We start from the raw sequence: 18,454 nt of genomic DNA on the forward strand, positions 1-18,454 counted from the left end.
TTCCTCGAACCGGTACAGACCCATGCCTCTTCATCACTCTCCCCCTGGCTGGCGGCCACAAACGCTGGTCGTTGGCTTACTACTGGTACTGCTGAGCGGCGCGAGCCAGGCCGAAACCTGGGTCATCACCGACAAGGCTCATCCGGTCACCGCCACCGGATCATCGCGAGTCCTGCTCCTGGATGCCCAGCAGCACCTTGAGGAGCAGCTGACTGACGCTCTACCCAAGGATCCTCAACAAGCTCAGGCAGCATTTCAGCAGTTACTACAAAGCCCTGCGGGGCGACGCCTGCAGGCAGAACTGGTTAAGGCACAACAAGACGTCGCCGATGCGTGGAGTCTCGGTGTCGAGAAGATCCCTGCCGTGGTAGTCGACAGGCAGTACGTGGTCTACGGCGAGCCGGATGTACCGCGCGCGCTTGAGCTGATCGCCAAGGCCAGGAGGTCGCGCTGATGACCAGCCACAACCTCCGCCGCCTGGCAGCGGCGGCCGCCACCTTCAGCCTCTCGTTCACGGCCTCGGCCGCGATCAACAGCGCCGCCATCGTCTCCTCCACCCTTTCGCCCCAGTGCCTCGAATACAAGGTCGTCGGGATCTGCTACTGGCTGCTCTGCGGCCCACATGGCTGCAAGGTGAAGACGTCGGTCAAGGTCCGCCACTACGTGCCTGACGCAGTCGTCTCCAGCTATGCGAATACCGGGAGCAACCCCTGGACGGAAGTGTCGGCGCTGGGCACACCGAATCCCCTCGCCCAGGCCGGCAATGACGCGACCACCAACTACAAGGCCGAGAACAGCATCGGCCGCTTCAAGGAAGCGGATGTGATCGGCCATCCTGGCGGGGCCACGTTCAGCCGGTTCGCCAGCGCCTCTGGGTACGTTTGCCCTGGCGCCACCTTCCCGCTGGTGCCGTACTTCCTCAGCACACTGGACGCCATTGGCTGGCGGCATGGCATTCCCGAGCAGGTGTACCCCGAAGCGTTGGTCCCAGGGCTGCGCGAGGTGGGTGGAATCTTCTCCGGCGACATGTGGGGGAACCTCTATCCGCGCAGCGGATTCCTGCACCAGACCGACGACTACAAGACGGCGGCCGTCATCGCCCAGCGCGCCGGCGACATCACCACGCGAATCGGCCAGCTCCACGTCTACCTCCCCATGCGCGCAGCACCCAAGGACGGCTACTGGCCGGCGGGCGAGCTGAAAGAGGGCGATGCCTCGACCGGGAAATGGCAGGAGCTGACCCCGTCCCTGAGCCTCAACTGCGCGGTGTTTCCCAACTCAGGGCCGAAGACGCAAGCCGTCGACGGCGATTACGCCTGGGCGCTCTGGCGTCCCTACTCCTGCTGCCAGCGCAAGGGGCAGATCTTCCTCGGCAGTACCGACTTCCAATAAGGACACGGAGACGAATCATGCGAATGAACATCACCTCGGTCGCGCTGACGTGGCTGCTCGCAGCGCAACTTGCCCAGGCCGACGACCCAATCAACGTGTCCAAGACCGGCACGGTGCTCAGCGACGAGGTCCTATACAGCATTGGCGGCGGCAGTGCGGTGAGCATGGGCAGCGCCGGCCAGATGGACTCGATCGGCGTCGGTTTCGGCTGGAACAACGACCTGATGTGCGGAAACATGAACCTGAGCACCACCCTGGAGAACCAGCTCAACGGTGCCACACAGGGTTTCCAGAACATCATGGGCTCAGTCATCCAGAACGCGACCGGCGCGGTCATGTCGCTGCCGGCGTTGATCATCCAGCGCGCGAACCCTCAGCTCTACAACCTGATCACCAATGGCATCCTGCAGGCGCGGATCGACTACGACCGCTCGAAAGGGACTTGCAGAGCGATCGCCGAGAAGATGGCTGACATCGCTGGCGAGCAGACCGGCTGGGGGAAAATCGCCGAAGGCCAGGCCCTGGGTGCCACACTGGCCTCTGGCGGGAAAGACGCCGTATCCGCCCTCGAAGCAGTGGAGAAGAAGGGCGGCAACGATGGCATAACCTGGGTCGGTGGAGACAAGGCCGGCGGCTCCGGCCAGAAGCCCATTCGCATCGTCAACGACGTGACCCGGGCGGGCTACAACCTGTTGACCAGCCGCTCAGTGAATGACTCGTCGAGCGTGCCTTCCGCCACTTGCAACAGCGGCCTGGTCTGCAACACCTGGTCCTCCCCCCAGGAAGCCGCCGCGTTCGCCACCCGGGTTCTGGGCGAACAACAGCAACAGACCTGTGAAGGCTGTCAGAAGACGGTGACGGCGGCAGGCGTCGGCCTGACCCCGCTGATCCAAGAGACCTACGACAAGAAGCTCCAGTCGCTGCAGGAGCTGCTGTCGAAAAGTAAGCCACTGACCGCCGAGAACCTGGCTGCGGCCGGCACCGATGCCTTGCCGATCACCCGCGGCGTCATCGAGGCGCTGCGCGACGAGCGTGACCAGGACGTCCTGGCGCGCCGCCTGGCGTCCGATGTCTCCCTGATGGACGTGCTCAGCAAGGCCCTGTTGTTGCAGCGCCTGATGTTCGCCGGCGCCAAGGAGCCCAACGTCGCCGCCAACGGCCTGGCCACCCAAGCCGTCGATCAGCAGACCAGCCTCCTGCAGCAGGAGATCTCCAATCTCAAGACCGAACTGGAACTCCGTCGCGAGTTGGCCAGCAATTCCCCCATGCGGGTCATCGAGCGCGGGCAACAACGCGCCTCAGGATCCAGTGGCGTGTTCGAGTCGGCGCCCGATGCTGATCGCCTCGATCGCCTGCAGGCCCCCTCTGCCGCCGGCGGCAAGTCGGGAGGGAGACCGTGATGGCAGATACGCTCACCACCCGAAAGCTTCTCGGCCAACTGCTGGTCGGAGTGCTGATGGTCATCGGCCTGGCAGTGGTCGGTACGCTGCTCAGCCTCTTCGCCCTGAACCACTTCGGTGGCATCCAGGGCCTGGAGGCCTGGCGGCAAAGCAACTACTGGAGCTTGTTCGCCTGGCGGGCGCTGCTGTACTGCGCCCTGGCCATCGCCTGGTTCCGGCTCAAGCAGCGCAAGGAACTGAGCGCGCATGAGCGGCAGCGCATTCGGCGGATCGAGATCCTGGTGCTGTTGCTGGTCCTGCTCATCGAATTCAGCAAAGCCTACTTCCGCACGGGAGGCGCAGCATGACCTTCATGACCAATGACTACCTGGAGTATTACCTCACCCTCCTCGGCTGGATCATCAACAACGGGATCTGGAACATGATCTCGGACACGGGCCTGTTCGCGGTGCCCTTCGCTGCCATCGTGATGCGCGAATGGCTGAAAGTTCGCGGGGAAGGCGCCGACGAGGGCAACAAGGGAGTGTTGTCTCTGGCCCGCATCGAGACGCATATCTACGTCGGCTACATCGTGGTCGCCCTGGCGGGGATCCCGGTCGTCAACGTGAGCTTCGACACCATCGAGTTCGACCAGGCCCGCGCCCAGCAGTGCCAATACAATCTGCCGGCGCCGGCAGACACCGGCTGGTCGACCTCCTTCAGCAGCCTGGCCGGCAAGAGTGCGCAGATGCCGCTCTGGTGGGCGATGATGCACGCCCTGTCCAAGGGCTTCACCAGCGGCGCCATCGCGGCCATTCCGTGCGGCACGGATCTGCGGCAGATGCGAATGGAAGTGGACAACACGCGCGTGAACAACCCGCTGCTAGCACAGGAAATCGCTGATTTCTCCAGGGACTGCTACGGGCCCTCCCGTGCGCGGCTGTTCATGCGGCAACCCGACCTGGGCTCCGTCGCCGAGGACAACAAGGCGTTGCAAGACCTGAACTGGATCGGCTCCCGATTCCTGTTGAACACCCCGGGGTACTACGACACCGACTACTCGAAGAGTCCCCGTCAGTCGTGGCCCTACAACGCCACCCGCGATGCCGGCCTGCCTCAGGTGGGCGGTGGTGGCGGCTACCCAACCTGCAAGCAGTGGTGGGCTGACTCAGGGATCGGCTTGCGTGATCGGATCAAGGACCAGGTGGATCCGGACCTGATGACCAACTTCCTCAAGTGGGCGAAATGGTTGAACCAGGACGAGGTGACCGAGGCTGTCATTCGCCAGGTGATCTCACCCTCCAGCCAGGTCAAGGGTAACGTCTACACCGATTACGGCGGGCAGGTGGGCGGTACCGTCTGGAATGGACTGGCTCGTGCCGGAGGCACCCTGGGAGTGGCAATGGGCAGCCTGGCCTACTTCCCGGCGATGGATATGGTCCGCCAGGCACTGCCGATGGTGATGTCGTTCCTGAAGATGGCAATGGTCATCTGCATTCCGATGGTCCTGGTCATCGGCACCTATCAACTGAAAGTTGCCATGACGATGACGGTCGTCTTCTTTGCGATGATGTTCGTCGATTTCTGGTTTCAGTTAGCCAGATACATCGACAGCACGATCCTTGATGCCTTCTATGGTTCGGGATCACCACATCTTTCATTCAACCCAGTCATGGGGCTGAATACGGCGACTCAAGATGCAATATTGAACTTCGTAATGGGGGCAATGTTCGTTATATTGCCCATGCTGTGGATAACTGCTATAGGCTGGGCAGGCGTCCAAGTTGGAGCTCTCCTCAGCGATCTCAGTAACGGGGTCAAAGGGGTCCAACAGGCAGGAGCACAGGGTGGTGGCGTAGCTAAGCAGGCAATATCGTCGTTCTCCCCCAAAGGGGATTGACAGAAAAGGGGCTATAAGGCCCCTTTTCTACTAGTCTTCACGAGAAAGAACTCCATCATCTCGTCGCCCCATCCAATCCAACTCATTACCGAAAACATCTCGGCCATATGGAGCTGCTTGGGCTTCATCTTTTTCCAACTGTTGGAAGATCGAAAAGTCACCTTTAACCAACACCCACCCAATCAACCCAAACGACAATAAGGTCATGAAGGCGCTGGCAAGCCAGGTAAAGTTCTGAGCAAAGATAACGAACAGCACCACGACCAGGCAGGTCCGCTTGACCCACCGCACTGCAGGCCGACGATCATGCAGGCAGAAACGCACAAGCGTACCCAAACCAAAACCGATCCGGGAGGCAAAACCTTTGTTGGTGTGCGCGTTCATCATCAATCTCCTGGCTCCCAGAGGGAGGCATCCTGCTATCACCTATACGCCAAAAAAGATGATCTGGCAAGCCTTATGGCATATTATGCCACTAGCTATCTGCCGACTGGAGTACCTCATGGCAACGCGAAACGTCGTCCTTCCCGATCCGCTGGAGCAGGATATCAACGAACTGGTGGAGACCGGCCGCTATCAAAACCGCAGCGAAGTCATCCGGGCAGGGTTGCGCCTGCTGCTGCAACAGGAAGCCCAGAATAGCGCCAAGCTCGAAGCCCTCCGCAACGCAACATCCAGTGGGCTGATGCAACTGGAACGCGGCGAGTACGACGAGATCACCAGCGACGACCTGGCCCAATACCTCGACGAGCTCGGCAACCAGGCGAGCCACTGAAGCATGGCCAAGTACCGCATCTCCCATGATGCTCAGGCGGACATCTTCGACATCCTGCGCTTCACCCACAACCGCTTCGGCGATGCCGCGCGCCGACGTTACCAGGCACTCATCGGCGCGGCGCTGGAAGCAGTTGCGTCAGACCCACAACAGGTAGGCAGCATCAGCCGTGAAGAACTGGGAGCTGGGCTGCGCAGTATCCACCTCGTTTACTGCCGCTCGATGCCCAACGTCGGTAAGGTTGTTCGGCCCAGGCACTTCGTCTTCTACCGGGTTGCGACTGACCAAGTGCTCGAGGTGGTTCGCGTGCTTCACGACTCCATGGATCTGGATCAACACCTGCCTCGCAACCGATGACTTCCAAGCTGAATATCAGCTCCGGTTCATCCGGCGGGCAGCAAGTCACCCAGCACCCGACGCGCCGCCTCGACCAAACCGCTGTCTCTATGTGGATGATCCTCGGGCAAAGCAATCAAACGTTGGAAATACTGGCGGTTAAATACAATCGACTTCGTATATATATCGATAGCCTTTCCTTTCCGCTCTGTGGAAACCAGCATTTCCATCCCCTCGGTCAGCTCACCCTCAAGGCTGTCCTTACGAAACCGGTGCTTCACAAAGCACATATTGAGATCGAAATACTCCTTTCTCCCTGACTCATCCACCTTCGAGGAGACTCGGCCATACTTATCAACTGAGGCTGCCGGCACTTCAGCGGAGACTGCCTTGACAAGGTCATCATCGAGTAAAAGCTGTCCAAAAAGACTCTGAGAATCAGCCATATAGGCAAATATCCAGGGAATATTGGTCAGGGTTGCCCCAGTATAAAGATATCCTCTCTCCCTTCTGTATTGTTCCAGCATCCGGATAGCCAAGTTTTGAGAGATATTCACGCCCAGTTCTTTCCGCAGCAGGTAGATAACCCTGTCGAACTGCTCGATCAGTATTTTTAGTATTTTCAGAGGCGTGCCGTTTACCGAGGCTTTCCGCTCTGTCTTTTGGTGTACCCTTGGTTTGAAATAAGGGCAGTTCTCTCGCGCCTCCTCATCCGCTTCGGCAAGGTCTCGAACCGAACGAGCGTAATGACGCCCATAGGGACGAGCCACATTGGCGGGCAAATGATAAAGGCCTATGATTTGTACTGGATTGTCGCAGGCGGGACAGACAGCGAAATGTCCCTCCGTGCCATTTTCAGAGGTGGAGAACCAAGGCTCCTGGCGTCGCGTTTCTTCTTCGAAACGTTCGCGCTCGATTGGTCGCTCATCGGTTTCCTCTGGCTTCAACTTGTAGACATCCATAGCGCACCGCTCTCCATGAAAATAATCAATTTAGCCTGTATCGATTAGCCATCCGGCTCCACCAGCCCTCGGGAAGTTCGGGGACCGCCCCTTCATGCTCGGCCATTCTCAAGCACTGAAGAACGGTGCTCAAGCCAAGGGAGAGGACGTGATGTTTATCCTGCAGCGCAAAGATGAGTTCGTCATGGCACAGGCTCCCGCTGTCATCCCCGTTTTGCTCTTGGAGTAGCTCCGCCCGGTTATTCAGTATGTCGTCATGGTTCATCGTATCCATCTCCTGTCTGACTCGGCCAGATTGGCCAGGTCCGCAACGAGAGGGTGCCCGGTTACAGGGTGCAGCGCCTCGAAAAAACCAAACCTGACCCATGAAGTATTTTTCCGTCGACACCGGAGCACAAATGGCCAAAGGGTGAAATGGGCTTGAAGGGCGAAGGGAATGGTTCACAAGGGTAAAAGCCCTACCCGAAAGGGCCTGCCGGAAGGCAGAAAGGGCTGCGTTCGCGCCGGCGAACACGAAAAGGCTACGGGTGAACATCCACCAGCAGGTGCCCAATGGTTAAGCCTGGCCCAGTTCCTCCCAGGCAAAGCACAAGACGGGCCTGTCAGTAATTTCGTGTTTGGGGCATAACATGAGGTCAAGGAGTGTCTATGTCTCGCAAACCAAGAACCCAGCCGGCAGCGTTGCCTGTGATTCCTTCCGAGTTGCTGGAGTCGTTTGGTGACGGCTCGATGACGGCCGAAGCTATCAATGCGGCGTCCCTGGCTTTCAAGAAGGCCCTGATCGAGCGGGCCCTGGCCGGTGAGCTGAACCATCACCTGGGCTACCCGGCCGGCACAGCCAAGCCCGAGCGGATGAGTAATCAGCGCAACGGCAAGGGGGCCAAGACGGTGCTGACCCAGGAGGGGCCGATCCGTATCGACGTGCCCCGAGATCGCGAGGGCAGCTTTGCCCCGCTCCTGATCCCCAAGCATGAGCGCCGTTTTACTGGCTTTGATGACAAGATCGTCGCCATGTATGCCCGCGGCATGACGGTGCGCGAAATCCAGGGCTTTCTGCTGGAACAATACGGCACAGACGTCTCGCCGGACTTCATCAGCTCGGTCACTGACGAGGTTATGGCCGAGGTCACCGCCTGGCAGGCCAGGCCGCTCGAGCCCATGTATCCGGTCGTGTTCTTTGACGCGCTGCGGGTCAAGATCAGGGAGGATGCTGTCGTGCGCAACAAGGCCGTCTATCTGGCCCTGGGCGTGCTACCCGACGGCACACGCGATATCCTGGGTTTGTGGATTGAAGGCACCGAAGGCGCCAAGTTCTGGATGAAGGTCTTCAACGACCTGAAGACCCGGGGCGTGGGCGATATCCTGATCGCCGTGACTGACGGGTTGAAGGGTATACCCGAGGCGCTGGCCGCGGTGTTCCCGGCCACCACACTGCAAACCTGCATCGTCCATCTGATCCGCAACAGCCTCGATTACGCGAGCTGGAAGGATCGCAAGGCGCTGGCCGCCGCGATCCGACCGATCTATACCGCTGTCAGTGCTGAAGCGGCCCTGGCCGCGCTTGACGCCTTTGCCGATGGGCCGTGGGGTCAGAAGTTCCCCACCGTCTGCGCGGCATGGCGCAATGCCTGGGATCGCGTGATTCCGTTCTTCGCCTTTGCGCCGGAGATCCGCAAGGTGATCTACACCACCAACGCCATCGAGAATGTCAACTCGCAGCTACGCAAGATCATCAAGACCCGGGGCCATTTCCCTACTGACGAAGCCGCCTCCAAGTTGATCTGGCTCGCGCTGCGAAACATCACCGCCAAATGGAGCCGATCCGCTCACGACTGGAAGCAAGCCATGAACCAATTCGCTATCCTTTACGCTGACCGATTCAGTCGCCCTTCCGTGTAATTCTCTACCCGCCCTAAACACGGAATTTATGACACCCCCCACAAGACCGAGCTGGCATATTGCCAATAAAATACCCTACCCCGCTACCGTTGTTTTATCGTTGTTGCCAGCCCTGATCTGGCGGAAAAGCCCGCTCCATGAATCGTCATGGAGCCTCCCATGTTTCAACTCCTTTCCTGGATCTCCAGGAAGCCGTCCCCCAGCCAACTAACCAAAGCTGCCCCAGGGGGATTCCTCCCTCCTCTGAGCAGTATGGAGCTGCTCGGCACACCTCGGCGCCGGCAGCTACTGGAGAACATCTGGCAGCGCGCCTCGCTATCCAAGCAGCAATTCGAGGAGATCTACCGGCGGCCACTGGCCAACTATGCCGAGCTGGTCCAGCAGCTCCCTGCTTCGGAAAACCATCACCATGCCCATCCAGGCGGGATGATCGATCACGGCTTGGAGATCGTGGCCTACGCACTGAAGGTACGGCAGACCTATTTGCTCCCGATCGGCGCAGCGCCGGAGTCACAGTCAGCCCAGGCTGAAGCCTGGTCGGCCGCCGCGGCGTATGGTGCCCTGGCTCACGACATAGGCAAGATCGTCGTAGACCTGCAGGTTGAGCTGCAGGACGGCAGCACATGGCACCCTTGGAACGGACCGATCAACCAGCCTTACCGCTTCAAGTACGTGAAATCCCGCGAATACCAGCTCCACGGCGCTGCCTCAGCACTCCTCATCCACCAACTGCTACCGCGCACCGCACTCGATTGGCTCAGTCGCTTTCCAGAGCTGTGGGCTCAATTGATCTACCTGTTCGCAGGTCAGTACGAGCACGCCGGGATCCTCGGCGAGATCATCGTGAAGGCAGACCAGGCCTCCGTCGCGCAGGAGTTGGGAGGTAATCCGGATCGAGCGCTGGCTGCACCGAAGCAGTCGCTGCAGCGGCAGTTGGCAGACGGCCTTCGCTTCTTGGTGAAGGACAAGTTCAAGTTGAATCAACCTAGCGGCCCGTCCGATGGATGGCTGACTCAGGACGCACTCTGGCTGGTGAGCAAGCCCGCGGCCGATCAGTTGAGAGCCTACCTGCTGGCTCAGGGAATCGAAGGGGTCCCCTCCTCCAACGCGCCATTCTTCAACATGCTCCAGGACCAGGCCGTCATTCAGACGAACGCCGAAGACAAGGCCATCTGGACGGCCACGATAGACAATGGTGCTGGGTGGAGAAACAAGTTCACGCTCCTCAAGATCGCTCCAGCCTTGATTTGGGCTGACCCTGCCGAGCGGCCTGATTCCTACAGCGGATCACTCGTCATTGAAGAGGGCAACGCCTCCCCTGAAAAGCCGGAAACGACCTGCGAAATCCCCAACGATCCGATTGAACAGCAGCAAGCACCAGAAACCAAGATGACGCTCCGCCAACCTTCGCCGAGCGTTGCGAAACCGTCAAAGGAGATACGGGCGATTGCGAACCCGTCAATTGATGATCAGGAAGAAACGGACGACTTATACGCGCTTCTTGGTAATATCACTTCGCCACCAAGCGGGCTAGACACTACTAGCCACGCCTCACCGGCTGCTTCTCCTACGAACACTCGCGGGGAGGAGAACCTGCAGCAGCCATTAGGAACCGCGGAGCCAGCAGATTGCGCTCCTGAAACAGTTGAAGACGTATTTATGCCTAGCAGAAGCACTGATCTGGGACAGGGATTCGTTGGCTGGATGAAAGCTGGCATCGCGGCCCGTCGCCTGTTCATCAACGACACCAAAGCCTTGATACATACCGTCGACGGGACCGCCATGCTGGTCACACCAGGAATCTTCAAGCGTTATGTCCATGAGCATCCAGAGCTCGAAAAGCTGGCCCAGGCCAAGGAGACGACCGGCTGGAAGCTGGTGCAACGCGCGTTCGAGAAACAGGGTCTTCACCGAAAGACCAATAAGAACCTGAACATCTGGACCATCAAGGTTTCTGGTCCTCGCAAGACGAAAGAGCTCAAGGCATACCTGCTCCAGGATCCCAAACTGCTGTTCCCTGTGCAGCCTCTGGACAACCCAAGCCTCACGGTCATCACCGATGCCGAAGGGGGTGTGGAATGACCCCACTTCAATTGACCGAGGAATATCTCTTCGCACACGACCTCAGAGAGGCCAGCCAGAAGACCTATCGAGCAGCAACCAGAGCGCTCATGAAGCACTTCGGCAGCACAGTCACCGTGCAGGAAATCACTCATCGGAGTGTATTGGAATGGAGACGAAAGGTATTGGAGCAGGGGCTATCCAAACGCAGTTGGAACACTTACTCGAGCCACCTGCGCACCGTTTGGGGATATGCCATTGAGTACGAACTGCTGACCCACAGCCAAATCAATCCTTTCAAGAAAACCGGAGTGACGCCGCCAAAGCGGCCGAGCAAGACAGTAGCACTCGATGCCATACAAAGCGCTCGCTCCTGGCTGAAAGTGCTAGATAGCTCCGAGCACTGCACGGGGGAACGCGCACGAATCACTCCGGTTTGGTTCTGGCGGTGCGTATTCGAGACATTCTACGAAACCGGCATCCGTCTGAATGCGCTGCTGTGCATTCGTAAGTGCGATGTGGACTGGAAAAGAAAAATGATCCTGATCCGGGCTGAGACAGAGAAAACCCACCGAGAGTTTTCCGTCCCCATCACCGATGGGATAGCCCCCCATATACGGCGGCTACTCCAGGAAGCCGAGCAGGTAGGCATGAGCCACCACGACCAGCTATTCAATGTGAATCGTTTCTCACGCCACTATGCACGCAAGGAAATGAATGCCGACCAAGTCGAGGCGATGTACAGAAAGTTGACCGAGAAGACCGGGGTACGAATGACGCCCCATCGATTCAGGCACACCCTGGCTTCCGACTTGATGAAGCAGCATGAGCGCAATATCCATGTCGCCAAGGATCTACTCAACCACTCCAACATCCAAACAACAATGAGCTATATCGAGACGGATCACGATCAGATTCGGGCAGTGCTTAACGAGCGAAGCCTAGCTCAGGGCGCCGTGGCACAGACCCGAAAGGTCGATTACAGTGGATCGCCGCAGAAGGCGGCTCATTCAAGGCCGGCGCTGCCACGCCCAACTCAGAGAGGAAGCAGTCCGTCGACACAGGTACCCACAGCAGAAGTGACGAGTACGGGGTCTGATCAGGAGATTCAGGCTTACAACTCACCACCCTTCTGTACTCAAAGAAGAGCCGACGCGGTACCCCCACCAGCGGACAACTCCGAACAGGACTTGCTGTTCGCGCTGCTGGCCCAACACCTGTTGCGACAGGCAAGCCTGACGACAACCGAGGGCAACTGCGCTCCTAGATGGGGTACCGTTGTCGGAAAGAAAGCAAGCCCCCCGTTGGCCGATCGGTAGGCCGGTAGGGAAAATCTGAAATAAGCGAGGGCCTCTGCACATCAACGCCGGCGCACTCGCAGAGCCCTGAATTCTCGCGGCTATCACCGCATGACCCTCTGTAATCGCAGATTACGTCGGAGGTGCTTTGCTACGCCTACAGATAGGTATGAGCGGCCAGCTCAGGGCCAATCCCATGGCTTCAGGGCCTTAGAAACAGAAAAGCCCACCTAAATAGGCGGGCTATTCCATATTGACATCACGTCAATGCGGGCCTAATGTTCGGCCCAGACGGCTGCTAGACAAGAACCGGCGTAACACCCCTTCCTAGACCTATGCAACTCGCCCCGTCGAAAATGGTGGGTCGTGTAGGATTCGAACCTACGACCAATTGGTTAAAAGCCAACTGCTCTACCGACTGAGCTAACGACCCAAGTATGAGGTGGTCGGGGTAGAGAGATTCGAACTCCCGACATCCTGCTCCCAAAGCAGGCGCGCTACCGGACTGCGCTATACCCCGATTGGAAGTTGGCTCCGCGACCTGGACTCGAACCAGGGACCCAATGATTAACAGTCATTTGCTCTACCGACTGAGCTATCGCGGAACGTCTTTCTTCCAACCCTGGACGCTTCCGGTGTTGCTGGATTCGCGTCTCAGAGGCGCGCCATTTTACGGATGCGCGCGGGCATGTCAACCCTCTGATCCAAAAAGTTTTTCTTCTTTTTCCACGAGCGACAAAACGGCCCTTCCACTGCATGCGGCAGCGCTCTCGCGCCTACCGGACGCCCATGAAAAAGCCCCGCCGAAGCGGGGCTTTCCCTGTCCGCCCCCGAAGAGGTCAGGCGAAGACGATCTCGTCGCCTTCCACCTTCGCCGAGATACTGGCACCCGGCGCGAATTTGCCGGCCAGGATCAGTTGCGCCAGCGGGTTCTCGATCCAGCGCTGGATGGCCCGCTTCAGCGGGCGTGCGCCATAGACCGGGTCGAAGCCGACGGCAATCAGCTTGTCCAGCGCCTCCTGGCTCAGTTCCAGGCTCAGCTCGCGCTCGGCCAGGCGCTTGCGCAGGCGACCGAGCTGGATCTCGGCGATGCCGGCGATCTGCTCGCGAGCCAGCGGCTCGAACACCACCACTTCGTCGATCCGGTTGATGAATTCCGGACGGAAGTGCGCATTGACCGCGTCCATCACTGCGGCACGTTGCGCCTCGCGGTCGCCGGCCAGCTCCTGGATCTGCGCCGAACCGAGGTTGGAGGTCATCACCACCACGGTGTTGCGGAAGTCCACCGTACGCCCGTGACTGTCGGTCAGGCGTCCGTCCTCGAGCACCTGGAGGAGAATGTTGAATACATCCGGATGGGCCTTCTCCACCTCGTCCAGCAGCACCACCGAGTAGGGCTTGCGGCGGATCGCCTCGGTCAGGTAGCCGCCTTCCTCGAAGCCGACGTAGCCCGGAGGCGCGCCGATCAGGCGGGCCACCGAGTGTTTCTCCATGAACTCGGACATATCTATCCGCACCAGCGCCTCCTCGGTATCGAAGAGGAACTCGGCCAGCGCCTTGCACAACTCGGTCTTGCCCACCCCGGTCGGGCCGAGGAAGAGGAACGAGCCGCTCGGCCGGTTCGGATCGGCGAGGCCGGCGCGCGAACGGCGCACGGCGTTGGACACGGCGACTACCGCCTCGTCCTGGCCGATCACTCGCCGATGCAGCTCCTGCTCCATGCGCAGCAGCTTCTCGCGCTCGCCCTCGAGCATCTTCGACACCGGGATACCGGTCCACTTGGAAACCACTTCGGCGATTTCCTCGTCGGTCACCTTGTTGCGCAGCAACTGGTTCTCGGTCTTGCCGTGCTGGTCGACCATCTGCAGGCTGCGTTCCAGGTCCGGGATGGTCTGGTACTGGATGCGCGCCATGCTCTCGAGGTCGCCCTTGCGCCGCGCCGCCTCCATCTCCTGCTTGGCCTGCTCGATCTTCTGCTGGATCTGCGCCGAGCCCTGCACCTCGGCCTTCTCGGACTTCCAGATCTCCTCGAGGTCGGCGTATTCGCGCTCGAGCTTGACGATATCCTCCTCCAGCTTGGCCAGGCGCTTCCTGGTGGCTTCGTCGTCTTCCTTCTTCAGCGCCTCGCGCTCGATCTTCAGCTGGATCAGCCGACGGTCGAGACGATCCAGTTCCTCCGGCTTGGAGTCGATCTCCATGCGGATGCGGCTGGCGGCCTCGTCGATCAGGTCGATGGCCTTGTCCGGCAGTTGCCGATCGGTGATGTAGCGGTGCGACAGCTTGGCCGCGGCGATGATCGCGCCGTCGGTGATGCTCACCCCGTGGTGCACTTCATAGCGTTCCTTGAGGCCACGGAGGATGGCGATGGTGTCTTCCTCGCTCGGCTCGTCCACCAGCACCTTCTGGAAGCGGCGCTCCAGCGCAGCATCCTTCTCGATGTACTGGCGATACTCGTCGAGGGTAGTAGCACCGACGCAGTGCAGCTCGCCGCGCGCCAGAGCCGGCTTGAGCATGTTGCCGGCGTCCATGGCGCCTTCCGCCTTGCCGGCGCCGACCATGGTGTGCAGTTCGTCGATGAACAGGATGACCCGACCTTCCTGCTTGCCCAGTTCGTTCAGGACCGCCTTCAGGCGTTCCTCGAACTCGCCGCGGAACTTGGCACCGGCGATCAGCGCCCCCATGTCCAGGGCCAGCAGGCGCTTGTCCTTGAGGCCGTCCGGCACTTCGCCGTTGATGATGCGCTGGGCCAGGCCCTCGACGATGGCGGTCTTGCCGACGCCGGGTTCGCCGATCAACACCGGGTTGTTCTTGGTCCGCCGCTGCAGGACCTGGATGGTCCGGCGGATCTCGTCGTCGCGACCGATCACCGGGTCGAGCTTGCCTTCCTCGGCGCGCTTGGTCATGTCGACGGTGTACTTGTCCAGCGCCTGGCGCGACTCCTCGACGTTCGGGTCGTTCACCGCTTCGCCGCCACGCAGGTTGGCCACGGCATTCTCCAGCGCCTTGCGCGACACGCCCTGGCCGAGCAGCAGCTTGCCGAGCCTGGTGTTCTCGTCCATCGCGGCCAGCAATACCAGCTCGCTGGAGATGAACTGGTCGCCCTTCTGCTGGGCCAGGCGGTCAGCCTGGTTGAGCAGGCGTGCGAGATCCTGGGACAGGTTCACGTCGCCGGTCGGGCTCTGGATCTTCGGCAGCGCGTCGAGTTCTTTGTTGAGGCCGCTGCGCAGGGCGGCGATATCGAAGCCGACCTGCATCAGCAGGGGCTTGATCGAACCGCCTTGCTGCTCGAGCAGGGCGGAAAGCAGGTGCACCGGCTCGATGGCCGGATGGTCATGGCCAACGGCCAGGGACTGGGCGTCGGAGAGCGCCAGTTGCAGCTTGCTGGTCAAACGGTCTATTCGCATGGGTCGTCCTTCCTTCTATAGAGCGGGCCGGAACGATGGGTGTCCCTGATGAAGAAAAGCCCGCCGAGATGACTCAGTAGATAAGGGCGATTTTCCGCGGTTCAAGCGACCGGACCGTGACATCGGTCAGTTGCCACCGGATAACCTGCGCGGGCCTAGTCCTGGAGCCAGACCAGGCTGGCAAAACGGCCGGTACGCGACGAGCGGCGGTAGGAATAGAAGCGCGCGGTATCGCTGAAGGTGCAGAAGCCGCCGCCATGCACGGCGGTGACGCCATGGGCGCCCAGGCGGATCCGCGCGAGTCGGTAGATGTCGGCCATGAAGCGGCCCGGATTGGCGCTAGGTACGAAAGCCGAGCGCGCCTCGGCGTGCGCAGCGACGAATGCATCGCGGACCTCGCCGCCGACCTCGAAGGCCTGCGGGCCGATCGCCGGCCCCAGCCAGACCAGCAGTTCGTCGCCGGGCACGCCCAGGCTGTCCACCGTCGCCTCCAGCACGCCCGCCGCCAGCCCGCGCCAGCCGGCATGGGCCGCGGCCACGCGGGTGCCCGAGCGGTCGCAGAACAACGCCGGCAGGCAGTCGGCGGTCATGATCGTACAGGCGACGCCCGGCGTCGCGCTCCAGCTGGCGTCGGCCCTGAGCACCCGGTTCGGGTCGGCCTCCACCACCGTCACTCCGTGCACCTGTTCCAACCAGCTCGGCCGGCATTCCCGACGCTCGGTCAGGCGTCGGCGGTTTTCTTCCACGGCGCGCGGATCGTCGTCGACGTGGGCGCCAAGGTTCAGACTGTCGAAGGGTGCCTGGCTGACCCCGCCACTGCGCGTGGTCACGCAGGCCCGCACACGGGCCGGCGCCGGCCAGTCGGGGGTCAGCCAGGCGTTCATCCGACGAACGCCTCGCGATCCTGGCGCAACAGGCTGAGCAGCCAGAGGAAGTCTTCCGGCAGCGGCGACTCCCACTTCATGCGCACGCCGGTGGCCGGGTGATCCAGTTCGAGGAAGCGCGCGTGCAGCGCCTGCCGGGGGAATTCGCGAAGAGTCTGGACCAGGGTCTGGCTGGCCACCGGGGGAATCCTGAAGCGCCCACCGTAGACCGGATCGCCGACCAGGGGATAGCCAATATGGCTCATGTGCACGCGGATCTGGTGGGTACGCCCGGTCTCCAGCTTGACCCGGGTATGGGTGTGCGCACGGAAGCGTTCCAGCACGCGGTAATGGCTGACCGCCACCTTGCCGGCGTCGACCACCGCCATCTTCTGCCGCTGCACGCCATGCCGTCCGATCGGCGCATCGATGGTGCCGCCGGAGGTGATCACGCCGATCACGATCGCCTCGTAGATGCGGCTGACCGACCGTGCCTGCAGTTGCGCCACCAGCTTGGTGTGGGCCTCCAGCGTCTTGGCCACTACCATCAGGCCGGTCGTGTCCTTGTCCAGGCGGTGGACGATCCCGGCGCGCGGCACATTGGCGATGTCCGGGACATGGTAGAGCAAGGCATTCAGCAGGGTGCCGTCCTGATGGCCGGCAGCCGGATGGACCACCAGGCCGGCGGGCTTGTCGATCACCAGGATGTGCTCGTCCTCGTAGACGATTTCCAGCTCGATGTCCTGTGCGAGCCACTCGCCCTGGGCTTCCTGCTCGGCCTCCAGGACCAGTTGCGCGCCGCTGTGGACGATGTCGCGCGGGCGCAGCACGGCGCCGTCGACGGTCAGGCGACCGTCCTTGATCCAGCCGGCCAGACGGGAGCGGGAGTGTTCGGGAAAAAGCTGGGCGGCGATCTGGTCGAGACGCTGGCCACCCAGCTCGAACGGCACCTCGGCCGCGCGTTGAATCATATCGGACATGAGTAGGAGACGATGCTCAGCGCGGCTTTTGGAATCGGCTACGCGCTGTGGTTAAATACGGGGTCTTTGTCCCAGGGGTGCCTGGGGCGCCAATCATAACAGACGGTTGAGGCCAAGCCGACCGTCCCAGGGACGCAAGCCGCCATGCAAGTGAAACACCTGCTGCTGATCGCCATCCTCGCCCTCACCGCAGCCTGCTCCTCGAACAAGGAGACTGTCGACGAGAACCTGAGCGAGAGCCAGCTGTACCAGCAGGCGCAGGACGACCTCAACAACAAGAGCTACAACAGCGCCGTCACCAAGCTGAAAGCCCTCGAATCGCGCTATCCCTTCGGCCGCTACGCCGAGCAGGCCCAGCTCGAGCTGATCTACGCCAACTACAAGAACATGGAGCCCGAAGCCGCCCGCGCCGCCGCCGAACGCTTCATCCGCCTGCATCCGCAGCACCCCAACGTCGACTACGCCTACTACCTCAAGGGCCTGTCCTCCTTCGACCAGGACCGCGGCCTGCTGGCGCGCTTCCTGCCGCTGGACATGACCAAGCGCGACCCGGGCGCCGCCCGCGACTCCTTCAACGAGTTCGCCCAGCTCACCAGCCGCTTCCCCAACAGCCGCTACGCCCCGGACGCCAAGGCGCGCATGGTGTACCTGCGCAACCTGCTGGCGGCCTACGAAGTGCACGTCGGCCACTACTACCTGAAGCGCCAGGCCTATGTCGCCGCCGCCAACCGCGGTCGCTACGTGGTGGAGAACTTCCAGGAAACCCCGGCCGTCGGCGATGGCCTGGCGATCATGGTCGAAGCCTACCGTCGCCTGGGTCTCGACGACCTGGCCAGCACCAGCCTGGAAACCCTCAAGCTCAACTATCCGGATAACGCCAGCCTCAAGGATGGCGAGTTCGTCGCCCGCGAAAGCGAGGCCGACACCCGCTCCTGGCTGGCCAAGGCCACCCTGGGCCTGATCGAGGGCGGCGAGCCGCCGCCGCATATGGAAACCCAGGCCGCCAAGGACGTGATCAAGCAGTACGAGGATGCCGAGCGGGAGATCCCCGCCGAACTGAAGCCGGAAAACCAGGATCACAGCGCCGACGACGAGAAGCCGGAGAGCGATGACGACGAAGACTCCGGCCGCTCCTGGTGGAGCTACATGACCTTCGGTCTCTTCGACTGATCGCACGAAACACCGAAGGGAGGCGCAGGCCTCCC

Annotated in this window: 17 protein-coding genes and 3 tRNA genes; 11 read left to right on the plus strand and 9 right to left on the minus strand. The window is 61.1% G+C overall.

Annotation, left to right across the window (positions count from 1 at the left end; all coding sequences use genetic code 11):
• The first annotated feature begins 22 nt into the window (after positions 1-22).
• From VQ067_RS24870 to VQ067_RS24890, 5 genes are read left to right on the plus strand one after another with little or no spacing between them, the layout of a single operon-like run.
• A complete protein-coding gene (locus VQ067_RS24870) occupies positions 23-454 on the plus strand; it encodes a TIGR03757 family integrating conjugative element protein (RefSeq protein WP_023518409.1) in 432 nt (143 codons plus the stop codon).
• A complete protein-coding gene (locus VQ067_RS24875; RefSeq protein WP_009875853.1) occupies positions 454-1,392 on the plus strand; it encodes a TIGR03756 family integrating conjugative element protein in 939 nt (312 codons plus the stop codon). The genes VQ067_RS24870 and VQ067_RS24875 overlap by 1 nt, the downstream gene beginning before the upstream one ends.
• Before the next feature lie 17 nt (positions 1,393-1,409).
• Positions 1,410-2,792, plus strand: a complete 1,383-nt coding sequence (locus VQ067_RS24880; protein ID WP_340080940.1) for an integrating conjugative element protein — start codon at positions 1,410-1,412, stop codon at positions 2,790-2,792.
• Positions 2,792-3,139: a hypothetical protein gene (locus VQ067_RS24885; protein ID WP_003099870.1), complete on the plus strand. Its 348-nt coding sequence runs from the start codon at positions 2,792-2,794 to the stop codon at positions 3,137-3,139. The genes VQ067_RS24880 and VQ067_RS24885 overlap by 1 nt, the downstream gene beginning before the upstream one ends.
• On the plus strand, positions 3,136-4,671 hold the full coding sequence (locus VQ067_RS24890; protein WP_340080941.1) for a conjugal transfer protein TraG N-terminal domain-containing protein: 1,536 nt from the start codon (positions 3,136-3,138) through the stop codon (positions 4,669-4,671). The genes VQ067_RS24885 and VQ067_RS24890 overlap by 4 nt, the downstream gene beginning before the upstream one ends.
• Before the next feature lie 30 nt (positions 4,672-4,701).
• On the opposite strand, the gene VQ067_RS24895 is transcribed toward VQ067_RS24890, so the two are convergent.
• On the minus strand, positions 4,702-5,055 hold the full coding sequence (locus VQ067_RS24895; RefSeq protein WP_071548991.1) for a hypothetical protein: 354 nt from the start codon (positions 5,053-5,055) through the stop codon (positions 4,702-4,704).
• Positions 5,056-5,173: 118 nt separating this feature from the next.
• Between VQ067_RS24895 and VQ067_RS24900 the strand changes: the two genes are divergently transcribed.
• Positions 5,174-5,446, plus strand: a complete 273-nt coding sequence (locus VQ067_RS24900; RefSeq protein WP_003086148.1) for a type II toxin-antitoxin system ParD family antitoxin — start codon at positions 5,174-5,176, stop codon at positions 5,444-5,446.
• Between the two features lie 3 nt (positions 5,447-5,449).
• Positions 5,450-5,803 (plus strand): type II toxin-antitoxin system RelE/ParE family toxin, encoded by a 354-nt coding sequence (locus VQ067_RS24905; protein ID WP_050153191.1) that lies wholly within the window; start codon positions 5,450-5,452, stop codon positions 5,801-5,803.
• A gap of 26 nt (positions 5,804-5,829) precedes the next feature.
• On the opposite strand, the gene VQ067_RS24910 is transcribed toward VQ067_RS24905, so the two are convergent.
• On the minus strand, positions 5,830-6,744 hold the full coding sequence (locus tag VQ067_RS24910) for a hypothetical protein (protein ID WP_003119431.1): 915 nt from the start codon (positions 6,742-6,744) through the stop codon (positions 5,830-5,832).
• 25 nt (positions 6,745-6,769) lie between these two features.
• On the minus strand, positions 6,770-7,009 hold the full coding sequence (locus tag VQ067_RS24915; protein WP_010792230.1) for a hypothetical protein: 240 nt from the start codon (positions 7,007-7,009) through the stop codon (positions 6,770-6,772).
• A 383-nt stretch (positions 7,010-7,392) separates the two neighbouring features.
• Between VQ067_RS24915 and VQ067_RS24920 the strand changes: the two genes are divergently transcribed.
• From VQ067_RS24920 to VQ067_RS24930, 3 genes are all read left to right on the plus strand, one after another.
• Complete coding sequence (locus VQ067_RS24920) at positions 7,393-8,643, plus strand: IS256 family transposase (protein WP_003119430.1); 1,251 nt, start codon at positions 7,393-7,395, stop codon at positions 8,641-8,643.
• A gap of 159 nt (positions 8,644-8,802) precedes the next feature.
• On the plus strand, positions 8,803-10,725 hold the full coding sequence (gene mobH, locus VQ067_RS24925; protein WP_022580137.1) for a MobH family relaxase: 1,923 nt from the start codon (positions 8,803-8,805) through the stop codon (positions 10,723-10,725).
• The gene (locus VQ067_RS24930) at positions 10,722-12,023 is read left to right on the plus strand and encodes a site-specific integrase (protein ID WP_003454526.1); all 1,302 of its coding nucleotides are present in this window, start codon (positions 10,722-10,724) and stop codon (positions 12,021-12,023) included. The genes mobH and VQ067_RS24930 overlap by 4 nt, the downstream gene beginning before the upstream one ends.
• A 336-nt stretch (positions 12,024-12,359) precedes the next feature.
• On the opposite strand, the gene VQ067_RS24935 is transcribed toward VQ067_RS24930, so the two are convergent.
• The 6 genes from VQ067_RS24935 to rluD all read right to left on the minus strand — a co-directional run bounded on the left by VQ067_RS24935 (position 12,360) and on the right by rluD (position 17,249).
• A tRNA-Lys gene (locus tag VQ067_RS24935) sits at positions 12,360-12,435 on the minus strand.
• Positions 12,436-12,445: 10 nt separating this feature from the next.
• Positions 12,446-12,522: transfer RNA gene (locus tag VQ067_RS24940), tRNA-Pro, on the minus strand.
• 9 nt (positions 12,523-12,531) lie between these two features.
• Positions 12,532-12,607: transfer RNA gene (locus VQ067_RS24945), tRNA-Asn, on the minus strand.
• A 234-nt stretch (positions 12,608-12,841) separates the two neighbouring features.
• Positions 12,842-15,406: an ATP-dependent chaperone ClpB gene (gene clpB / locus VQ067_RS24950; RefSeq protein ID WP_003094682.1), complete on the minus strand. Its 2,565-nt coding sequence runs from the start codon at positions 15,404-15,406 to the stop codon at positions 12,842-12,844.
• 155 nt (positions 15,407-15,561) lie between these two features.
• Positions 15,562-16,290 carry a peptidoglycan editing factor PgeF gene (gene pgeF, locus VQ067_RS24955; RefSeq protein ID WP_033991129.1) on the minus strand — a complete coding sequence of 243 codons (729 nt, stop codon included), beginning with the start codon at positions 16,288-16,290 and terminating at the stop codon, positions 15,562-15,564.
• Positions 16,287-17,249 carry a 23S rRNA pseudouridine(1911/1915/1917) synthase RluD gene (gene rluD, locus VQ067_RS24960; protein ID WP_003094686.1) on the minus strand — a complete coding sequence of 321 codons (963 nt, stop codon included), beginning with the start codon at positions 17,247-17,249 and terminating at the stop codon, positions 16,287-16,289. The genes pgeF and rluD overlap by 4 nt, the downstream gene beginning before the upstream one ends.
• 144 nt (positions 17,250-17,393) lie before the next feature.
• On the opposite strand from rluD, the gene VQ067_RS24965 reads away from it, so the two are divergent.
• Positions 17,394-18,419, plus strand: a complete 1,026-nt coding sequence (locus VQ067_RS24965; protein ID WP_003102590.1) for an outer membrane protein assembly factor BamD — start codon at positions 17,394-17,396, stop codon at positions 18,417-18,419.
• Positions 18,420-18,454 lie beyond the last annotated feature (35 nt).

It is taken from the genome of Pseudomonas sp. KBN12P06040 (assembly GCF_037574965.1).
In the GTDB taxonomy this organism is placed as follows: domain Bacteria; phylum Pseudomonadota; class Gammaproteobacteria; order Pseudomonadales; family Pseudomonadaceae; genus Pseudomonas; species Pseudomonas aeruginosa.

What these genes read in the sequence shown, in the direction of transcription:
- VQ067_RS24905 (WP_050153191.1), top strand. Translation starts at nt 5,450, where the DNA reads ATGGCCAAGTACCGCATCTCCCATGATGCTCAGGCGGACATCTTCGAC.
- VQ067_RS24895 (WP_071548991.1), bottom strand. Translation starts at nt 5,055, where the DNA reads ATGAACGCGCACACCAACAAAGGTTTTGCCTCCCGGATCGGTTTTGGT.
- VQ067_RS24915 (WP_010792230.1), bottom strand. Translation starts at nt 7,009, where the DNA reads ATGAACCATGACGACATACTGAATAACCGGGCGGAGCTACTCCAAGAG.
- clpB (WP_003094682.1), bottom strand. Translation starts at nt 15,406, where the DNA reads ATGCGAATAGACCGTTTGACCAGCAAGCTGCAACTGGCGCTCTCCGAC.
- VQ067_RS24910 (WP_003119431.1), bottom strand. Translation starts at nt 6,744, where the DNA reads ATGGATGTCTACAAGTTGAAGCCAGAGGAAACCGATGAGCGACCAATC.
- VQ067_RS24965 (WP_003102590.1), top strand. Translation starts at nt 17,394, where the DNA reads ATGCAAGTGAAACACCTGCTGCTGATCGCCATCCTCGCCCTCACCGCA.
- rluD (WP_003094686.1), bottom strand. Translation starts at nt 17,249, where the DNA reads ATGTCCGATATGATTCAACGCGCGGCCGAGGTGCCGTTCGAGCTGGGT.
- VQ067_RS24885 (WP_003099870.1), top strand. Translation starts at nt 2,792, where the DNA reads ATGGCAGATACGCTCACCACCCGAAAGCTTCTCGGCCAACTGCTGGTC.
- pgeF (WP_033991129.1), bottom strand. Translation starts at nt 16,290, where the DNA reads ATGAACGCCTGGCTGACCCCCGACTGGCCGGCGCCGGCCCGTGTGCGG.
- VQ067_RS24875 (WP_009875853.1), top strand. Translation starts at nt 454, where the DNA reads ATGACCAGCCACAACCTCCGCCGCCTGGCAGCGGCGGCCGCCACCTTC.
- VQ067_RS24890 (WP_340080941.1), top strand. Translation starts at nt 3,136, where the DNA reads ATGACCTTCATGACCAATGACTACCTGGAGTATTACCTCACCCTCCTC.
- VQ067_RS24920 (WP_003119430.1), top strand. Translation starts at nt 7,393, where the DNA reads ATGTCTCGCAAACCAAGAACCCAGCCGGCAGCGTTGCCTGTGATTCCT.
- VQ067_RS24870 (WP_023518409.1), top strand. Translation starts at nt 23, where the DNA reads ATGCCTCTTCATCACTCTCCCCCTGGCTGGCGGCCACAAACGCTGGTC.
- VQ067_RS24930 (WP_003454526.1), top strand. Translation starts at nt 10,722, where the DNA reads ATGACCCCACTTCAATTGACCGAGGAATATCTCTTCGCACACGACCTC.
- mobH (WP_022580137.1), top strand. Translation starts at nt 8,803, where the DNA reads ATGTTTCAACTCCTTTCCTGGATCTCCAGGAAGCCGTCCCCCAGCCAA.
- VQ067_RS24900 (WP_003086148.1), top strand. Translation starts at nt 5,174, where the DNA reads ATGGCAACGCGAAACGTCGTCCTTCCCGATCCGCTGGAGCAGGATATC.
- VQ067_RS24880 (WP_340080940.1), top strand. Translation starts at nt 1,410, where the DNA reads ATGCGAATGAACATCACCTCGGTCGCGCTGACGTGGCTGCTCGCAGCG.